The 16,468-nt window shown below is 69.1% G+C and carries 16 protein-coding genes; 7 read left to right on the top strand and 9 right to left on the bottom strand.

From position 1 onward, the window contains the following. The 3 genes from JWP28_RS06420 to JWP28_RS06410 form a co-directional block, all read right to left on the bottom strand. On the bottom strand, positions 1 to 911 hold a 911-nt coding region (locus JWP28_RS06420), incomplete at its 3' end, for an SPFH domain-containing protein (protein WP_299541254.1). Next, positions 908 to 1,294: a GntR family transcriptional regulator gene (locus JWP28_RS06415; RefSeq protein ID WP_299541253.1), complete on the bottom strand. Its 387-nt coding sequence runs from the start codon at positions 1,292 to 1,294 to the stop codon at positions 908 to 910. The genes JWP28_RS06420 and JWP28_RS06415, both read right to left, overlap by 4 nt. Positions 1,295 to 1,386: 92 nt before the next feature. Then, positions 1,387 to 2,073, bottom strand: coding sequence for a TetR/AcrR family transcriptional regulator (locus JWP28_RS06410; RefSeq protein ID WP_299541252.1), 687 nt, complete (start codon positions 2,071 to 2,073; stop codon positions 1,387 to 1,389). A 72-nt stretch (positions 2,074 to 2,145) separates the two neighbouring features. On the opposite strand from JWP28_RS06410, the gene JWP28_RS06405 reads away from it, so the two are divergent. Continuing rightward, complete coding sequence (locus tag JWP28_RS06405) at positions 2,146 to 2,670, top strand: DUF6151 family protein (RefSeq protein ID WP_366143784.1); 525 nt, start codon at positions 2,146 to 2,148, stop codon at positions 2,668 to 2,670. A gap of 30 nt (positions 2,671 to 2,700) precedes the next feature. On the opposite strand, the gene JWP28_RS06400 is transcribed toward JWP28_RS06405, so the two are convergent. Further along, the gene (locus JWP28_RS06400; RefSeq protein ID WP_299541251.1) at positions 2,701 to 4,107 is read right to left on the bottom strand and encodes a glycosyltransferase 87 family protein; all 1,407 of its coding nucleotides are present in this window, start codon (positions 4,105 to 4,107) and stop codon (positions 2,701 to 2,703) included. A 78-nt stretch (positions 4,108 to 4,185) separates the two neighbouring features. Further along, entirely contained in the window at positions 4,186 to 5,460 is a 1,275-nt protein-coding gene (locus tag JWP28_RS06395) for a hypothetical protein (RefSeq protein WP_299541249.1), read from the bottom strand. Between the two features lie 104 nt (positions 5,461 to 5,564). Here JWP28_RS06395 and JWP28_RS06390 point away from each other — a divergent pair, with 104 nt between their 5' ends. The 6 genes from JWP28_RS06390 to JWP28_RS06365 all read left to right on the top strand — a co-directional run bounded on the left by JWP28_RS06390 (position 5,565) and on the right by JWP28_RS06365 (position 12,745). Beyond that, complete coding sequence (locus JWP28_RS06390; RefSeq protein WP_299541248.1) at positions 5,565 to 6,137, top strand: hypothetical protein; 573 nt, start codon at positions 5,565 to 5,567, stop codon at positions 6,135 to 6,137. A gap of 14 nt (positions 6,138 to 6,151) precedes the next feature. After that, on the top strand, positions 6,152 to 8,323 hold the full coding sequence (locus tag JWP28_RS06385; protein ID WP_299541245.1) for a TonB-dependent receptor: 2,172 nt from the start codon (positions 6,152 to 6,154) through the stop codon (positions 8,321 to 8,323). A gap of 43 nt (positions 8,324 to 8,366) precedes the next feature. Next, positions 8,367 to 8,729 (top strand): copper resistance protein CopC, encoded by a 363-nt coding sequence (locus JWP28_RS06380; RefSeq protein ID WP_299541243.1) that lies wholly within the window; start codon positions 8,367 to 8,369, stop codon positions 8,727 to 8,729. Between the two features lie 77 nt (positions 8,730 to 8,806). After that, entirely contained in the window at positions 8,807 to 10,108 is a 1,302-nt protein-coding gene (locus JWP28_RS06375; RefSeq protein WP_299541241.1) for a divalent metal cation transporter, read from the top strand. A 256-nt stretch (positions 10,109 to 10,364) separates the two neighbouring features. Beyond that, complete coding sequence (chrA, locus tag JWP28_RS06370) at positions 10,365 to 11,711, top strand: chromate efflux transporter (protein ID WP_299541239.1); 1,347 nt, start codon at positions 10,365 to 10,367, stop codon at positions 11,709 to 11,711. Between the two features lie 23 nt (positions 11,712 to 11,734). Continuing rightward, entirely contained in the window at positions 11,735 to 12,745 is a 1,011-nt protein-coding gene (locus tag JWP28_RS06365; protein ID WP_299541237.1) for a PQQ-binding-like beta-propeller repeat protein, read from the top strand. A 13-nt stretch (positions 12,746 to 12,758) separates the two neighbouring features. Here JWP28_RS06365 and JWP28_RS06360 read toward each other — a convergent pair whose 3' ends face one another. The 4 genes from JWP28_RS06360 to JWP28_RS06345 form a co-directional block, all read right to left on the bottom strand. Next, positions 12,759 to 13,484, bottom strand: coding sequence for a Fe-Mn family superoxide dismutase (locus tag JWP28_RS06360; protein WP_299541235.1), 726 nt, complete (start codon positions 13,482 to 13,484; stop codon positions 12,759 to 12,761). A 22-nt stretch (positions 13,485 to 13,506) separates the two neighbouring features. Further along, entirely contained in the window at positions 13,507 to 14,568 is a 1,062-nt protein-coding gene (locus JWP28_RS06355) for a Cj0069 family protein (protein ID WP_299541233.1), read from the bottom strand. A 136-nt stretch (positions 14,569 to 14,704) separates the two neighbouring features. Next, entirely contained in the window at positions 14,705 to 15,238 is a 534-nt protein-coding gene (locus JWP28_RS06350; protein WP_299541231.1) for a hypothetical protein, read from the bottom strand. Positions 15,239 to 15,440: 202 nt separating this feature from the next. Continuing rightward, complete coding sequence (locus JWP28_RS06345) at positions 15,441 to 15,926, bottom strand: RcnB family protein (RefSeq protein ID WP_299541229.1); 486 nt, start codon at positions 15,924 to 15,926, stop codon at positions 15,441 to 15,443. Positions 15,927 to 16,468 lie beyond the last annotated feature (542 nt).

Raw genomic sequence — 16,468 nt, 5'->3', positions numbered from 1 at the left:
TGCGCCGCCAGCGCGGCCTGGGTCAGGCCCAACAGCCCGCCCGGGTTCATGGCGTCGACCATGGCCGTTGGCATCAGGATGGTCGCCCCGCGCTCCTTGGTGGTTTCGTAGATGATGTTCATGGCGCGCAGCTGCAGCGCGGTCGGGCTGCGGGCGTAGATGTCGGCCGCCTCCACGAACTTCTGCGCCACCGCCAGCTCGGCCTGGCCCAGGTGGATCCGGGCGGCGGCCTCGCGCTGCGCCTGCGCCTCGCGGCTCATGGCGTCCTGCAGGGCGGAAGGCACGCCGATGTCGCGGATCTCCACCGAGATGGCGGTCACGCCCCACTCGGCGGTCTTGCGCCCGATCTCCTCGCGCAGCATCTCGTCGCCGTGCTTGCGGTCCGACAGCAGCGTCGAGAGCAGGGACGAGCCGACCATTTCGCGCAGCGAGGTCTGGGCCACGCGGCTGATGGCGCTGCGGTAGTCGGTGATCTCCAGCGCCGCCCGCTCGGGATCGTGGATCTGCCAGAAGACGACCGCGTCCACGTCCACCGGCACGGTGTCCTTGGAGAGCGCCTGCTCGGCGTTGAACTCGGTGGTCTGGATGCGCTGGTCGAGCCAGTAGACCACCTGGTCGATGACCGGCACGATCACGAACAGGCCCGGGCCGGAGATGCTCTGCAGACGGCCCAGCCGCAGCACCACCGCGCGCTCCCAGTGGTTGGCCATCTTCAGGGATGCTGGAACCAGCGCTCCCACCACCAGGAGCAGCGCGGTCAGCCAAAAGAAGCCGTAGTTGCCCTGTCGCACGCCCTCCTCGGCGGCGAGGCCGGCGAAGCCGAACAGCACCACCGCGATCAGCGCCGCCGTGGGGTTGCCGCCCCGCGCGCGCGGGCCAGGCGTGGTCATCGGATAGCCAGGCATGCTCATCGGATCTTCTCCTTATCGGCGGCGAGCGCCGCGATGCGTCGGGCGAGCGCTGCGGGATCGACCCCGAGCGCCGCCGCGGCCGCCAGGGTCTGGCGCGCCAGGTTGTCGGTCTGGGTCTCGTGCGCCGCGCCTTCCATGGCCGGCGGCGGCTCGGCGACGAAGCTGCCGCGCCCGCGCACCAGCACCACGGCGCCCAGGCGCTCCAGCTCGTCATAGGCGTGGCGCACGGTGTTCAGGTCGACCTTCAGCGCCACGGCCACCTGGCGCATGGTCGGCATCTGGTCGCCGGGGCTCAGCAGGCCCGCGCCCATCGCCCGCAGGAACTGCTCGCGCAGCTGCACATAGATCGGGACTCCGGTGTCCTCGAGCCGCAGAACGGCCAACGTTTGCGCCTGTGTATGCATACACTCATACAATAGGCCGACGGCCGAGCTTGTCAAATCGTGGGCTGGGCGGCAGTCGGCTCCGCCCCCCGTTAGACGTCAGTTTCGCTCCATCCCGCCCCATAGGCCGCTAGAAAGACGCGAACACCACCAACCACGTGCGCCGTCCGCATCGCGGCGTCCGAAAGCGGATCATCGCAGCGCAACATTGCCTGGTTGATCGGCTCTCCCATGATCAGCCAATTGAACTGAGACGCAGCCATCACTGGATCTTCGACGTTCAGCAATCCACGCTCGGCCCATCTGGCGAAGGTCGCGGCGAGTATCGCGATCGAACGACCGGGCCCTCCGTCGTAGAGCGATCTCCCGAGTTCGGGAAATCGGCTGGCCTCACCGATCACCAGCCGGCGTAGTTGCAACAGCCGGGGCGTGAGGACGATGTCCAGCAATCGATAGGCGTGGGCGTGCAACTGTGCGGACACCTGCGCCGGATCGCCGGGCTCAATCATCGCCGCCTGGACGCGACTGGACGCCTCGCCGGTCATGCTCTGGACGACCCCAACGAACAGGGCCTCCTTGTTCGCGAACTGCTTGTAAAGGGTCTGCTTCGAGACCGAAGCGAGCGCCGCGACTTCGTCCATGCTGGCGCCGAGAAACCCCTGGCGTAGGAACAGATCCGATGCCGCTTCCAATATCACAAGTCGTTTGCGCTCGGTTCGGCCGAGCGGCTCGGCGGCGGCGTCGTTGGCCGCGGCGTCACGTGACTCCGTTTGCATCATAGGGCGATGATCCATTGACCTCGGGTACGGTACTGTACAGTACTATAATGGCCGTTCCACCCCGAGGTAAGCATGGCCAAAAGTTCCAAACCAATGACCGCGTCCTGTCGCTGTGGGCAGGTCGGGTTCGCGATCAGAGGGGCGCCCATCATGCATGTCGCCTGCTACTGCACCAGTTGCCGGACCGCAGGCCGTGAGTTCGAACAGACGCTTGGCTCACTGCCCGTCGTTGCCGATGATGGTGGGACCGACTTGGTCCTCTATCGCAAAGACCGTGTCTTCCAAGCCGCGGGCGCCGATCGGTTGAGCGAACACCGATTGAAGCCGGATTCACCCACCCGACGGATGATTGCGACATGCTGCAACACCCCAATGTTGCTGGAATTCACGAAGGGGCACTGGTTGACGTTCTATCGGGATCGCCTGCCTGAGGAGATTCCGGCGCTAGAAATGCGCGTCATGACGGAGGACAAACCGGCCGCCGTGACGCTTCACAACGACTTGCCGAACCACGCGACCCGTTCAAGCAAGTTCATGTGGAAGCTTCTTTCCTCATGGGCGGCCATGGGCTTCCGCCGGCCGCAGGTCACTTGGTGATGGTCGCCAGAGATGTCCGCTTCTGAGCGGTCAACGAGTTTCCGGGGCGGCGATAGATGTGGCGGGCCCGAGCGATCTCCCGCGTCCGCGGACCGGCGCCAGCCGGAACAACGCAAGTCCGAGATGGCTGAGGAGCAGGACGGACACGCCCAGGAACGCCCGCTCGGCCACCGGATTTGGCTGTGGCTCCCGGCAGAACGGCAGCAGCCAGGCCATCGCGGCGCTCAGCAGCACATAGCCCCACACCTCGCCCGGCCGGGGTTGCGACGCCAGGCTGGGCTGCAGGAAGGACCGCAGTAGGAACCCGCCGACAATCAGGTTTTGAACCGCCGCGACGAGCACGCCGCCCTGAATGCCGTGGTCGAAGGCGAGGTAGCTGAGCACCGCGCTGACTTGCGCGGCCATCGCGACCATGAGGTAGCGCCTGTTCTGGCAGGCGAGGATGATCGACAGCACTTCGAAGGCGTAGAAATAACGGTCGTGCATCTTCGGCAGCAGGAACGGCATGGCCAGCAGCGACAGGCAGGCGGCCAGGGTATTGAATTCGACGTCGGTGCGCTTGGCGCGGGCGATCAGGACGGTGATTGCGAGGCCGGCGGCGGCGGCCAGGGCCAGTCCGATCGCCACGCCGGCCGTGTAGGGGACGCTCGGCGTCAAGGCCCACAGGCTGGCCGCATGCTTCGATAGTGCGTGGAAGGTGTTGGCCTGGTCGAGGTAGACGCCGAGCACGTCCATCAACGGCCGCCCGGCCAGCAGCGTCGGCGCCGCGATCGCCAGGTAGATCAGCGGCACGGCGCCCAGCCAGAGCACCGTCCGGCGCTGGCGCACGATCATGCCCAGAGCGAAGGGTCCCAGGAAGACGCCCTGGGCCTTGACGGCGAACGCCACGCCGAAAGGCATGACGCCGTTGCGCGCGGTCGAGAACAGATAGACCGCCAGCACGATGAAGAAGGTCCAGATGGAGTCCGCCTGGCCCCACAGGGCGCCGTTGTAGAGCACCGCCGGCGCCAGCCAGCAGGCGACCAGCGCCACGCTGGCGCGGTTGCGGCTCCCGGTGGCGCGCAACACGAAGCGGTAGGCGAGGAACGCGGTCGCCAACTCGAAGACGAAGGAGATCGCCTTGATCAGCAGGAGCGCTGGCGCGTGTCCGTCGAACGCGGTCGCCGCGATCAGCAGGTAGCCGTAGAAGGGGGTGTAGTTGGTGAAGGCCACGCCCAGCGCGCGCCAGCCGTGGTCGCGGGCGAAGGCGTACCAGGGCCACAGATATCGGCCCACGTCGGCCGTCGCGTACGACCACATGGCCAGGCGTATTTCCAGGCCGACGAGCACCAGCGCCGCCGCAGCGACGCGGGGGTCGACCGGCAGCCTGAGCCCGGCCCCGGGTTGCGGGTCCGCGGCAACGCGGTCGGACGGGCTGTCGGAAGATCCGGAAGACATGCTCGGCGTGCTGGTGAGTTTGCGGCCTCAACCTAGGGCGCAGGCCTTGCAAAAAGGTGCACGCTTAGGTGGCGGATCTCAGCCGACCGGGAAGCTCTGGTCGGTCTGCGAGGTCCAGGGGTTCACGCGGCGGCGGGGCGAAGCCAGGATCAGCCGGCCGCCCAGGCTGGCCCGGCCGATGCCCTGCGCCTCGTAGAGCGCCTCGAAGCCGTCGGCGGAGCCAGCGGCCCTGGCGAGCGCCTTCAGGGCGTCGGGATTGGCCAGCGCCTCGGCGGCCTGCATCAGGCCGGTGTCGCGGTCGCCGGCGATCACCACGATGCGGTTGCCGGCGGGGCCTTTGAAGGCGGTGACGTAGCCGTAGTCGCGGCGGGTTGCGCCGCCCTGGCTCGGGCCGCCTTCCTGGCTGAGGTAGGACTTGTGGGTCACCCCGTCGATCAGCTCGTCATAGGTTTCGCCGATCGAGAACCGGGAGGCCGCGAACACCGGCGCACGCAGCACGCCAAGGCCGCTGAGATAGCCCAGGTAGACGATGTTGTTGCGCTTGAGCATCTCCGGGGTCAGGTCCGAGGCCATCACCACGTGCAGCGCCTCGCCGTGCGCTGCGCCCCGGGTCAGGACCGGCACGATGCTGCGCAGGGCGAAGGCCGCCCCCACCGGCAGGTAGTAGAGGTCGAGGTCGCGGTAGCTGCCCATGGCCTTGGGGTTGTCCATCAGCCAGGCGTCGAGGTCCTCGCGGGAGTTGATGCCGTATTCGCGGACCAGCCGGTTGACGCCGGCCGTCTCGTCGATCTCGCCGAAGATGTAGTAGTCGCCGAGCACCAGCAGCGTCGGCGGCTCGGCCTTCAGCAGCCCAGCCCAGGGGGCGCTGGCCTGCGCGCGCGCCACCGCCCGGTCGGCGCCGTGCGTGGTCCAGAAGGCCGCCCAGGCGATCAGGTTGAGGGCCAGCAGCAGGGCGATACCCGCGGCGGCGTACCTACGCCACGGGCGCGCCGCCGCCGCGACCGCGGGTTCGGCCGGCCTGGGCTCGGCGACCATCCGGTACTCGCCCTTGGGGATCGCAAGCCGCACGGGCTCGTCGGCTCCGGGGCCGGAATAGAACTCGTCGAGCTTGCGGCGCAGGCGGTGCACCGCCACCCGCACGGAGGCGTCTTGCGAGCCGTCGAAGGAGGCGCCGCGCCCGAACACCGCGACGGCCACCTCGAACTCCTTGGGCCGCGTCCCGGCCAGGGCGCTCTCCACTAGGTAGTCGAACAGCCGGTTCAGCCCTTCGGAACGGCCCAGCGCCTGGCGCGCGCGCAGGCGCTCCGCCAGCTCCGCGATCGGGTCGTTCCCATTGCCGCCGACCTCGGACACCCGACTTGTAACCTCCTGTAACCCCCCGGAACCGTATTTAACCGGACACGGCCGCGCTTGGCAAAGTATGGCTTCGAACAATTGGAATGCCGGGGGAATCGATCTTGAAGCGCCTTGTCACCTTCGCGGCCTGCGCCGCGCTGCCCATCTCGCTTCTGCTCGCCTGCTCTCCGCAGAAGCCCGCAGCGCCCGCCGGCCCGACGCCCAAGTTCAACACCGACGCCTTGCCGATGCCGGAGTTCATGGGCCACGTGGTCGACCCAGCGTCCTTCGCCTACTGGAAGGGGTCCGGCACCGAGGAGACGGCCAAGGGGACAAAGGAGCTCGCCCCCACCACCGAAGCAGGCTGGGAGGCGATGGAGACCGCCGCCGCCGTGCTGATCGAGGCGGGCAACGCCCTGCAGCTGCCGGGCCGCGCCCGGGCGCCGGAAGCCGACTGGTACAGGTTCGCCCAGCAGCTTTCCGCGGAGGCGGTGCTGGCCAAGGCCGCCGCCGGGAAGCACGACAAGGCCGGCGTCTATACGGAGGGCGCCAAGCTCTATGAGATCTGCACGGCTTGCCACAAGGAGTACGTGATCGACCCCGGCATCAAGGCCAATGGCCCGGCCAAGGGCGACCCGCTGCCCGATTGGCCCGCGGACGTCGCGGCCAAGCAGAAATCCTACCAACCGAAGTAGGCGCACGCCTCCCGATGGACCCGAAGCAACGCCGCGCCGCGGCGCGAACCCTGCTGCTTGCCTGCGGCTCAGCTCTGGCGCTGGGCGTGCCGGCCGCCCGCGCCGCGGACGAGGCCGCCGCGCCACCGCCCGCCGTCAGCGAGGTGGTGGTCACCGCCTCTCGCCAGGACCTGCTGGGCGTCGCCACGACCGCAAGCCAGGGTTCGGTGACCCAGCAGGAGCTATCGCTCCGCCCGGTCTATCGCGTGGGCCAGCTGCTCGAGAGCACGCCGGGCCTGGTGGTCACCGCCCACTCCGGCGAGGGCAAGGCCAACCAGTACCTGGTGCGCGGCTTCAACCTCGACCACGGCACCGACATCGCCAACTTCGTCGATGACATGCCGGTCAACCGCCCGACCAACACCCACGGCCAGGGCTATTCCGACGTCAACTTCGAGATCCCGGAACTGGCCCAAGGGCTGGACTACACCAAGGGGCCCTACTACGCCGCGATCGGCGATTTCGGAGCGGTGGCGTCCACCCACCTGAAGCTGGCCAACGAGGTCCCCAACCAGCTCGCCGTCGCGGGCGGCAGTTTCGGCATCTACAACATGTTCGCCGGCGGCACGCACCACTTCGGCTATGACGACCGGATCGTGGGCGGGCTCTACTACGGCCACGTGGACGGGCCCTTCGACCACCCGGACAATTTCCGCAAATTCGCGGGCGAGCTTCGCTACAGCCATGGCGACACCGCGGACGGCTACAGCGCCACCTTGATGTACTACAAGGGCGACGGGAATTTCACGACCGACCAGCCGCTCCGCGCGATCCAGGAAGGCCTGATCGACCGCTTCGGCACGCTCGATCCCACCGACGGTTCGAGCTCGGAGCGGATCAGCCTTTCGGGCCGCTACGGCGCGACCGGGGAGGGCTGGAAGCTCTCGTCCAGCGGCTACTACATCCACAGCCGCATGACGCTCTGGAACGACTTCACCCACTTCCTGGACGATCCGGTGAACGGCGACCAGGAGGCCCAGAACGAGACCCGCGACACCTTTGGCGGCCAGCTGTCCCTGGCGCTCGATCATCGGTTCGGAGCCATCGACAACCAGCTGGTGGTCGGCCTGCAGGCGCGCCGCGACCGGGCCTATCTCGACCGCCGCCACACCAAGGCGCGCCAGGTGCTGGACTATTGCGAGGTCCAGCAGCCCGACGGACCCGCCACGCCTGTCGCGGCGGTGAGCGGCGCCTGCGCCGCCGATCGCGTCCGCCTGCTCGACCTCGGGGCCTATGTGGAAGACACCACGCACTGGACGCCGTGGCTTCGCACCGTCGTGGGCCTGCGCGAGGAGTACTATCAGGCCAGCGATCACAGCCTGATCTCCGGCTTCTCAGGCTCGGGCCACCAGAGCCTCGCGCAGCCCAAGGGCTCCATCGTGCTGGGCCCGTTCTTCCAGACAGAGCTCTACCTCAGCGCCGGCCGCGGCTTCCATTCCGACGACGTGCGCGGCGTGTTCGGCACCGTGCCGCTGGAGGGCGTTCCGGGCCTTGCCGGCAAGACGCCGTTCCTGGCGCCGGCGACGGGCGAGGAGGTCGGACTGCGCACCAACATCATCCCGAGGCTCTCGGTCCAGGTCGCGGTGTTCCAGGAGGATTTCCAATCGGAGCTCGCCTACAACGCCGACGCCGGCCAGGACGAGGCCAGCGCCCCCAGCCGCCGCCAGGGCGTCGAGATCTCCGCCGAATACCGCCCCTTCCGCTGGATGGAGCTGAACGCCGACCTCGCCTTCTCCAAGGCCCGCTACCGCGCTGACGCCGCCACGCTGGCCAACTTCGGCCTCAGCGGGCCGTTCATCGCCGATGCGCCGAGCTTCATCGGCTCATTCGGAATCCTGGTGGACAACCTTGGCCCCTGGTTCGGCGGGCTGCAGTGGCGCTACCTCGGCAAATACCCGATCAGCGACGGCGACGAGTTCCCGCAGGACAAAGGCTACAGCGAGATCAACCTCGACGTCGGCTATAAATTCAGCGCCCACGTGAAGGCGCAGCTCACCATCTTCAACCTGACCAACACCAAAGCCAATGCCGCCGCCTATTTCTACGCCGCGCGCCTGCCCGGCGAGCCGGCGGAGGGGGTCGCCGACTTCCAGGTCCATCCCTTGGAGCCGATCTCGGCGGCGGCCAAGATCACCTACGACTTTTAACAGCCACACCGATCGGCCAAGCTGCCGTCAAAGAGGAAACCCCATGCGCAACACTCTCGTCGTCGCGGCCGCCGTCGCCGCCCTCGCGCTCGCCGGCCCGGCCGCCGCCCACGCCCGCCTGATCGCGGGCGCGCCCAAGGCCGGCGCCACGGTCGCCGCGCCCAAAGAGCTGCGTTTGCAGTACAGCGAGACCATCGTGCCCGCCGACTCCAGCGTCACCGTCGCAGGGCCCGGCGGCGCCGCGGTCGCGACCGGCAAGCTCACGCTCGACGCCAAGGACAAGCGCGTCGTCCACGTGCTCTTCGCCACGGCCCCCGCGCCCGGCGCCTACAAGGTCTCCTGGAAGATGAAGACCGCCGACGGCCACGCCACCGACGGCGCCTTCGCCTTCACCGTCAAACCCTGATCTCCGCCGCCCGCAATAAAGCGGAGCCTTGAGCGCCCGGCGGCGTTACGCTCGGAAATTCAGGGGCTAGGATTTCCATGAACGACCCCGCGGCTCCCAATCCGCACGAGGACGTCAAGCAGCCGGAGCGGCCGCCGCTGCTGCAGGTGCTGGGCCCCGGCCTGATCACCGGCGCGTCGGACGACGACCCCAGCGGTATCGCCACCTATTCCCAGGCCGGCGCCCAGTTCGGCTTCGGCCTGACCTGGGTGATGCTGTTCAGCTGGCCCTTGATGTGCGCCATCCAGGAGATCAGCGCCCGCATCGGCCGGGTCACCGGCCGCGGCATCGCCGGCAACCTGAAGAAGCACTATCCGGCGCCGGTGGTCTATTCGATCGTGCTGCTGCTGCTGGTCGCCAACGTCATCAACCTGGGCGCAGACCTGGGCGCCATGGGCGCGGCCCTGAAGCTGCTGATCGGCGGCCCGCAGCTGGTCTACGTGGCGCTGTTCGGCCTCGTCACCGTGCTGCTGGAAGTGTTCTCCCGCTACTCGCGCTACGTCTCGATCCTGAAGTGGCTGACGCTCTCCCTGTTCGCCTACGTGGGCGTGGTGTTCGTGGTGAAGATGCCCTGGGGCGAGGTCGCAAAAAGCTTGGTGATCCCGCAGATCAGCCTCACCCCGGCTTACATGACGGTCGTCGTCGCCATCCTCGGCACCACCATCAGCCCCTATCTCTTCTTCTGGCAGGCGGAGGAAGAGGTCGAGGAGATCAAGGAGCGCCCCGACGCCAAACCCCTCGAGCGCGCGCCCGAGCAGGCGCCCGAGGAAATGCGGCGCATCCGCATCGACACCTGGGTCGGCATGGGCTTTTCCAACGCTGTGGCCCTGTTCATCATCCTGACCACCGCCGCCACCTTGCACGCCCACGGCGTCACGAACATCCAGACCTCGGCCCAGGCCGCCGAGGCCTTGCGTCCCATCGCCGGCAAGCTGGCGTTCACGATCTTCGCCGTCGGGATCATCGGCACCGGCTTCCTGGCGATCCCTGTCCTCGCGGGCTCGGCGGCCTATGCGCTGGGCGAGACCTTCGGCTGGCACGTGGGGCTGTCGCGGAAGCTCAGCCGAGCCAAGGCTTTCTACGCGACCATCGCGGTGGCGACCCTGCTGGGCGTCTTGCTCAACAACACCTCCCTCGACCCGATCAAGGCGCTGTTCTGGAGCGCGGTGATCAACGGCGTGGTGGCCGTGCCGGTGATGGCGCTGATGATGCACCTCTCCAGCCATCGCGCGGCCATGGGCGAGTTCAGGCTGAGCCGCGGCCTGAAGGCCGTCGGCTGGCTGTCCACCGCCGTCATGGCCGCCGCCGCCGTCGGCCTCTTCGCCACCTGGGGGAAGTAGCCGCGCCCGTTGCATTGGGCCGGGGGGCGCCCTAGCTGTGGGACATCGGGATGAAGCGGTGTCCCGGTCAGGCTTCGGCCCAACCACCGCGCCTCTCCGCATGGAGACCGCGCATGGCGTCGAAGACCACCCCCGCTGTCCTGAACTTTCTCCAACGGCGATCCGCCCTCGCACCGCTGTTGCCGCCTTCGTGCGCAGGCGCTGCGCGATGAGCGGGACGCCGAGCCGGAGTGACGCCGTACCATTCGGTGAAGCGATGAGGACCTGGGCGCGGATCGCGGCCCTGAGCTTCGGCGGGCCCGCCGGACAGATCGCGGTGATGCATCGCATCCTGGTCGAGGAGAAGCGCTGGCTGGGGGAGCGGAGGTTCCTGCATGCCCTCAACTACTGCATGCTGCTTCCCGGCCCCGAGGCGCAGCAGCTCGCCATCTACATCGGCTGGCTGATGAACCGCACGGCGGGCGGGCTCATGGCGGGCGCGCTGTTCGTGTTTCCCGGCTTCCTCGCCATCATGGGCCTGAGCATCCTCTATGCTCTGTTCGGCGACGTCGGGCCGGTGAGCGCCCTTTTCTTCGGCCTGAAGGCCGCCGTGCTGGTGGTCGTCCTCCAGGCGGTGATACGCGTCGGGCAACGTTCGTTGCGGAACCCGGTCATGGTGGGCCTCGCGGCCGCCGCGTTCGTCGGCATCTACGCCTTCAACGTGCCGTTCCCGCTGATCATCCTGACCGCTGCGCTGGTCGGCTACGTTGGAAGCCGCGCCGGACTGTCGGCGTTCCAGAACGGCGGCGGCCGTGCCGGCAGGGCCGGGGCCGATGTGCCGGACGCCGAGACGCTGCTGGGCGAGGCGACCCCGGACCATGCGCGGCCCAACCTGCGCTGGGCGCTGACCGTAAGCGGCGTGGTCCTCGCGCTCTGGGCGGCGCCCGTGCTGGCGCTTGGTTTCGGGCTCGGTTGGGACAACGTCTTCACGCAGATCGCGGTGTTCTTCTCGAAGATGGCGGTGGTCACCTTCGGCGGCGCCTATGCGGTGCTGGCCTATGTGGCGCAGGAGGCGGTGCGGACCTATCACTGGCTGAAACCCGGCGAGATGCTCGACGGACTGGGCATGGCGGAAACCACGCCGGGGCCCCTGATCATCGTCACCCAGTTCGTGGGCTTCATGGGCGCGTTCCGTGGCGCCCATGGCCTGAGCCCCCTGCTGGCCGGCGTCTTGGGCGGCGTGCTGACCACCTGGGTCACTTTCACCCCCTGCTTCCTCTGGATCTTCCTGGGCGCGCCATTCGTCGAGGCGCTGCGCGGCGCGAAGGCGCTCAATGCCGCGCTCGCCGCGATCACAGCCGCGGTAGTCGGCGTGATCCTCAACCTGGCGATCTGGTTCGCGCTTCACGTGGTCTTCCGGCAGGTGCAGGACGCTCACTATGGGCCGGTGACGCTTGGCGTCCCTGTCCTGGCGTCGGTGAACCTGCCGAGCCTGCTGCTGTCGCTGGCCGCGGCCGTGGCGGCGTTTCGCTTCAAAGTCGGCGTGATCCCCCTGCTGTTGGCCTGCTCGGCGGTGGGGGTGCTGTATTACTTCGTGACCGGCGCGACGCCGGGCGGACGATAGGTCAGGAGGCGCGGGTGTTCGGAGTGACCAGGCTGCCTGCGGGCTTCGGGCGGATCGTGGCAGCAGCCCTGCTGACTGCCCTCTGCGGATGCGGCGCGTCTTCGGCTTACGGGCAGACGCCGGCCCTCGTGCTCGAACGGACCATCGTCCTCAAGGATGTCGCCGGCCGGATCGATCATCTCGCCGTTGATGCCGCGCACGGCAGGCTGTTCGTGGCCGAGCTCGGCAACGGCTCGGTTGAGGCCGTGGACCTGAAGAGCGGCGCAGTCCTTGGACGCATCGCGGGACTGCATGAGCCGCAGGGATTGGCGTACCTGCCGGCTCAAGACGAATTGGTGGTGGCCAGCGGCGGGGATGGCTCCGTGCGGTTCTTCCGCGCGGCGGATCTGGCGCCCATTGGATCGATCGGACTTGGCGGGGATGCCGACAACGTCCGCGTCGATGCCGAGACAGGCCACGTCGTCGTCGGCTTCGGTTCCGGCGCACTTGCTGTCATCGATCCGACGACCCGCAAGGTAATCGTCAAGGCGGCGCTTCCGGCGCATCCCGAAGGCTTCCAACTTGAAGGCGGCCGGGCCTACGTAAATGTGCCCGGCGCCCGCAGCATCCACTTGCTGGACGTCACGACCGGTCGGCAGCTCGCGGCTTGGTCAAACGGCTGGCTGAATTCCAACTATTCCCTGGCGCTTGACCCGCAAGCGGCTCTCATTGCGGTTGTCTACCGGCTTCCCCCCACGCTCGCGATCCTCGACGTCGCCACCGGCGCGCGCCGTCAAACCGCGGCGACATGCGCAGACGCCGACGACGTGTTCTTCGATCACAAGCGCAGACGCATCTACGTCATCTGCGGGAGCGGCGCGGTGGACCTGTTCGAGGCGGCGGGAAGGAGCTACGCGCGGCTCGCGCGCATCCCGAGCCGCAACGGGGCCCGGACAGGGCTTTTCGCGCCCCAGCTTGACCGGCTGTTCGTTGCGGCTCGAGCGGCGGGTGGGAATCGCGACGCCGCCATCCTGATTTTCCGCCCTGCGCCCTGACCTGGCCGCCGACTTAGGCGACCGTGGCCCGCCGGAACGCCTCGTTGGCGTGGCGCCAGGACAGCACCTTCATGACGGCGTTCACGTAGTCGCCGGCCTTGGCGCCGTAGTCCATCTGATAGGCGTGCTCGTACATGTCGAGCACCAGCAGGGGCGCGCCGTTGGCCATGGTCTGGGTGTGGTCCGACGCCCAGGTGTTCACCAGCCGGCCGTCGTGGCGGCTATAGGTCAGGATCACCCAGCCGGAGCCGCCGCCCAGCGCCTTGCCCATGCCGGAGAACTCCGCCGCCCAGCGGTCGTGGCTGCCGAAGTCGCGCTCGACCGCCTGGGCCAGCCCGGCGCTCGGCGCGACCGGCGGGGTGAGGCCCGCGAAATAGATCTCGTGCAGGACCATCGAGTTCCAGGCGATCAGCTCCTCGCGCTTCAGCCCGTTGATCTCGAACACCGGCGCCGTCGCCGGGTCGAGCTTGCCGAACGCCGCCCGGATCGCCCCCAGCCGCTTCACCGCGCCCACGTAGTTGTTGTCGTGGTGACTGACGAGCAGCTTCTCCGAGAGCCCCGGCACCGCCTTCGGATCGAACGGCAGGGGCTGCGGCGTGAATCCCCCAGTGGAGGGCGGCGTGGAGGGCGGTGCGGCGGGCGGGGCGGCCGGCTGTGCGCTCGCCGCTGCGGCCGCGGCCGCTCCGACGAGCGCCGCGCCTCCCAGCAGCATGCGGCGGTCGAGAACAGATTCAGTCATGGATTCCTCCGTTTGGGCGCATTCAGACGTCGACCTGTCGCCGCGCCCGGGCAGCTGCAAGCCGTCGTAGGGTAGTCTTGGCCAGCGCGTCCGGCGCTTCGTCCGGAATCGGAAACACTGAGCTGACATTGATCTCGCAAAGTACGTAGCTGTCATCTCCCTGCGGCGTCCTGGGACCCAGCAGGAAGTCGGCGTCCCAGATCACGGGGAGGGCGTCCGGGGGGATGTCGAGGAGCCGGGCCAGACCTGGCGTCCACTCGCGCTCCATCAGCGCCCGCAGGCGCTGGAACCGCGGGTCGTCCGGCCCGGAGTAAAGCCTCGGCCCCGCCGGCCCGTCCTTGGGCGCCGCCAGCGCCCGCACCAGCTGGTGGCCGAACCCCGCCACCCGCTCGCCCGACATGTAGCAGCGGACCATGCCCTCCAGGTGCCGCGCCTGGAACGCCTGGTCGACCAGGCTGCCACCATCCGCGAGATCGGCCGCGCGCTCGGCCAGGAAGGCGTTCAGCGGCAGCGTGCGGCGCTCACTGCCGCCCTTGGCCTCCTGCACCCGGACATCGGTCCCCGTCAGCTGCTCGACCTTCCAGACCCCGATGCCGCCGTTGCCGCGGTTCTGCTTCAGCACCCGCGGCCCGGACGTCAGCCGGTCCGGAAACGCCGCCGCGAAGGCCTCGTAGGTCTCGTAGAAGTAGGTGTCCGATCCCCAGCCCAGTTCTCGGGTCCGGTAGAGCACGGCCTTGACCCCCATCTTGTCGGCGACGTCGGGATGGGTGCTGACCAGGACGCCGGCGCGGGACACGTCGCGCAGCAGGTCGTCCAGGACCCCGCGGCGCTCGCCGGTGGCCGTGGAGATCGGGTCCACCCAGACCAGCACGCCGTCCATGCCCGCCAGCTGGGCGCGCACCTCCTCGGTGAGGTCTTCCGACCAGACCGCCGGCTCCGCCGCGATCCCCTGGCGGGCCAGGGCCTCGAACACCGCCTTCAGGCGACTGGTTTCGGCCCGCGCCTCGTTCCGCGCCTGGCGGTCCCCGCGCCAGACGATGGCGACCCTATAGGGGGCGACCTTGTGGGATCTGGCTTCAGCCATGCCACGCTCCTGCCCGGCGCAGGCGCCGGATCGAAAGGAGCGGGTCTTGGACGGCGGACCGTCTTCAGCCCGGGCGCCCGCGTAGGCCCGGAAGCGCCTAGACTAGGCGTTTGGCGGCGCGGTTCAAGCGCCGCCGCTACTTGGGCGGAACGGCGCCTTCGACACCCTGCTTGTAGAGCGAATTCTTCGGCCGCTGGATGTATTTGGCGTGGCAGTTGAAGCAGGCGTCGTAGATGTCCCCGCCGACCTCGAAGGTCTTGTCGTGGTCCTTGGCGCTCGCCGCCGCCATGCCGGAGATGCCTGCCGCATTGAGCGCCCGGGCGTACTTCATCCAGGGGCCGCCCGGGTCGCGAGCCCGGCCGTCCATCATCAGCAGGTTGCCGGCCTCCGCCACCTGCGCGGCGGCGTTGATCGTCAGGTCCCATCCCGCCTGGGTCGTGGGCGTGCGGTCATTCGAGCCCTTCTCGTCGTCGATCACCCCGGTGTGCGCCCAGTAGGTCTCCGCCGCCGGATTGACGATGTGCCGCATCACCTCACTGACCGAAAGCAGGGTGCGGACCGGGGCGGCGGGCGGCGCAGCGGGGGCCTTGGCGGCCGTCGCCGTCTGGGCCATCGCGGGAAGGGCGCAGGCGAGCGCGAGGCCCATTAGGGCAAGTGAAAGCCGACGCATGAATCCCTCCCGAACTGCCGCCACCTTAGCTTCCGAGGCGGCGGTGGGAAGGCGCGAAAAGCCCTCTCCCCCTTGCGGCGGGGAGAGGGTTGGGTGTGGGGGTGTCGGCTGGGCGCTCTAGGGGCAGGAGCTCAGACACACAGCTCGCACCCCCACCCCGACCCCTCCCCGCAAGGGGGAGGGGAGGAGTCCGCGTTGCTTCCTAGTACCCGTGGACCAGGACGTCGGCGATCAGGCCGCTGGCCAGCGCCATCAGCACGAAGTTGCCGTCGGCGTAGATCCAGCGGTAGCCGGGCGGCGGCGGGCGCAGGCCGTAGTAGGCCCAGTCCTGCACATAGTAGCTGCGGTAGGGCGGGGGCACATAGGCGCCGCGGCGCCAGGCGTAGTGTCCCAGATGCCGGTAGCCGTAGCCCGGCGCGTACCAGTAGCCTGGACGCACGCCGCGGAAGTCGCGCCATTCGGTCCGGCCCCGCCAGCTCTCGGCGCGGCCGCGGTCATAGCGCAGCCCGCCGCGGTCGCGGTCGCCCTCGCGCCGGTCGCGATCGAACTCGCGGCGGTCGTGGCGCTGGTCGCGGCGGTCGTCGTTCTGTTCCCGCCGGTCGTCGTGACGATCGCCCGGCTGGGCCGAGGCGGCCATCGGCGCGGCCACGGCGGCCAGCGCCGCGGCGGCGTAAAGCAGGTGTCTCATCCAATCCTCCGTTGTCGGCCCCCACCGCGACATCCTGTCCAGCGGGCGTGAACCTCGGCTGAACCCGGCAGTTCAGCTTGGGTCAGGAACGTGGCTGCCGATCGGCGTTTCGGCGCCGGGCGCGAGGGGACGGACGTAGGGCGCGGCCGGTGGCGGCGCCGCGGGCTGAGGCGAAGGCGCAATGGCCGTGGCCGGCGGCGGGAGGTCGACCGGCGCGGGCGAAGCTTCAGCGGATTCAGCCGGCGCGGCGGCCGCCGGGGATAGCGGAGGCGCGGCGTCGGCCGCCCGCCTCGACGCCGCGAGCCTTCTGACCGGAGCCGGTGGCGGCGTGGCGTCGGAGATCGGCAGTGACGCGGGCGGCGCGGCCTCTATCACCAGCTTGCCCGCCGGAACGGAAGGACCCGCTGCAACGGTCGGGGGGGCCGGCGCCTTGGACGCGCCCAGTCCGATCAACACGAAGAGCGCGGCTGTCCCGCCGGCGCCCACGGCGGCGGCGGCGATCAACGGCGTCACCCGCATCTCGCGGCGCGGCCGCTCACCGC

Origin of the sequence: Phenylobacterium sp. (genome assembly GCF_028290885.1) — a bacterium.
GTDB lineage: Bacteria > Pseudomonadota > Alphaproteobacteria > Caulobacterales > Caulobacteraceae > Phenylobacterium.
This window is presented reverse-complemented; position numbering and strand designations above follow the sequence as displayed.

What these genes read in the sequence shown, in the direction of transcription:
- chrA (WP_299541239.1), top strand. Translation starts at nt 10,365, where the DNA reads ATGAGGACCTGGGCGCGGATCGCGGCCCTGAGCTTCGGCGGGCCCGCC.
- JWP28_RS06380 (WP_299541243.1), top strand. Translation starts at nt 8,367, where the DNA reads ATGCGCAACACTCTCGTCGTCGCGGCCGCCGTCGCCGCCCTCGCGCTC.
- JWP28_RS06410 (WP_299541252.1), bottom strand. Translation starts at nt 2,073, where the DNA reads ATGATGCAAACGGAGTCACGTGACGCCGCGGCCAACGACGCCGCCGCC.
- JWP28_RS06345 (WP_299541229.1), bottom strand. Translation starts at nt 15,926, where the DNA reads ATGAGACACCTGCTTTACGCCGCCGCGGCGCTGGCCGCCGTGGCCGCG.
- JWP28_RS06405 (WP_366143784.1), top strand. Translation starts at nt 2,146, where the DNA reads ATGGCCAAAAGTTCCAAACCAATGACCGCGTCCTGTCGCTGTGGGCAG.
- JWP28_RS06360 (WP_299541235.1), bottom strand. Translation starts at nt 13,484, where the DNA reads ATGACTGAATCTGTTCTCGACCGCCGCATGCTGCTGGGAGGCGCGGCG.
- JWP28_RS06375 (WP_299541241.1), top strand. Translation starts at nt 8,807, where the DNA reads ATGAACGACCCCGCGGCTCCCAATCCGCACGAGGACGTCAAGCAGCCG.
- JWP28_RS06350 (WP_299541231.1), bottom strand. Translation starts at nt 15,238, where the DNA reads ATGCGTCGGCTTTCACTTGCCCTAATGGGCCTCGCGCTCGCCTGCGCC.
- JWP28_RS06400 (WP_299541251.1), bottom strand. Translation starts at nt 4,107, where the DNA reads ATGTCTTCCGGATCTTCCGACAGCCCGTCCGACCGCGTTGCCGCGGAC.
- JWP28_RS06355 (WP_299541233.1), bottom strand. Translation starts at nt 14,568, where the DNA reads ATGGCTGAAGCCAGATCCCACAAGGTCGCCCCCTATAGGGTCGCCATC.
- JWP28_RS06385 (WP_299541245.1), top strand. Translation starts at nt 6,152, where the DNA reads ATGGACCCGAAGCAACGCCGCGCCGCGGCGCGAACCCTGCTGCTTGCC.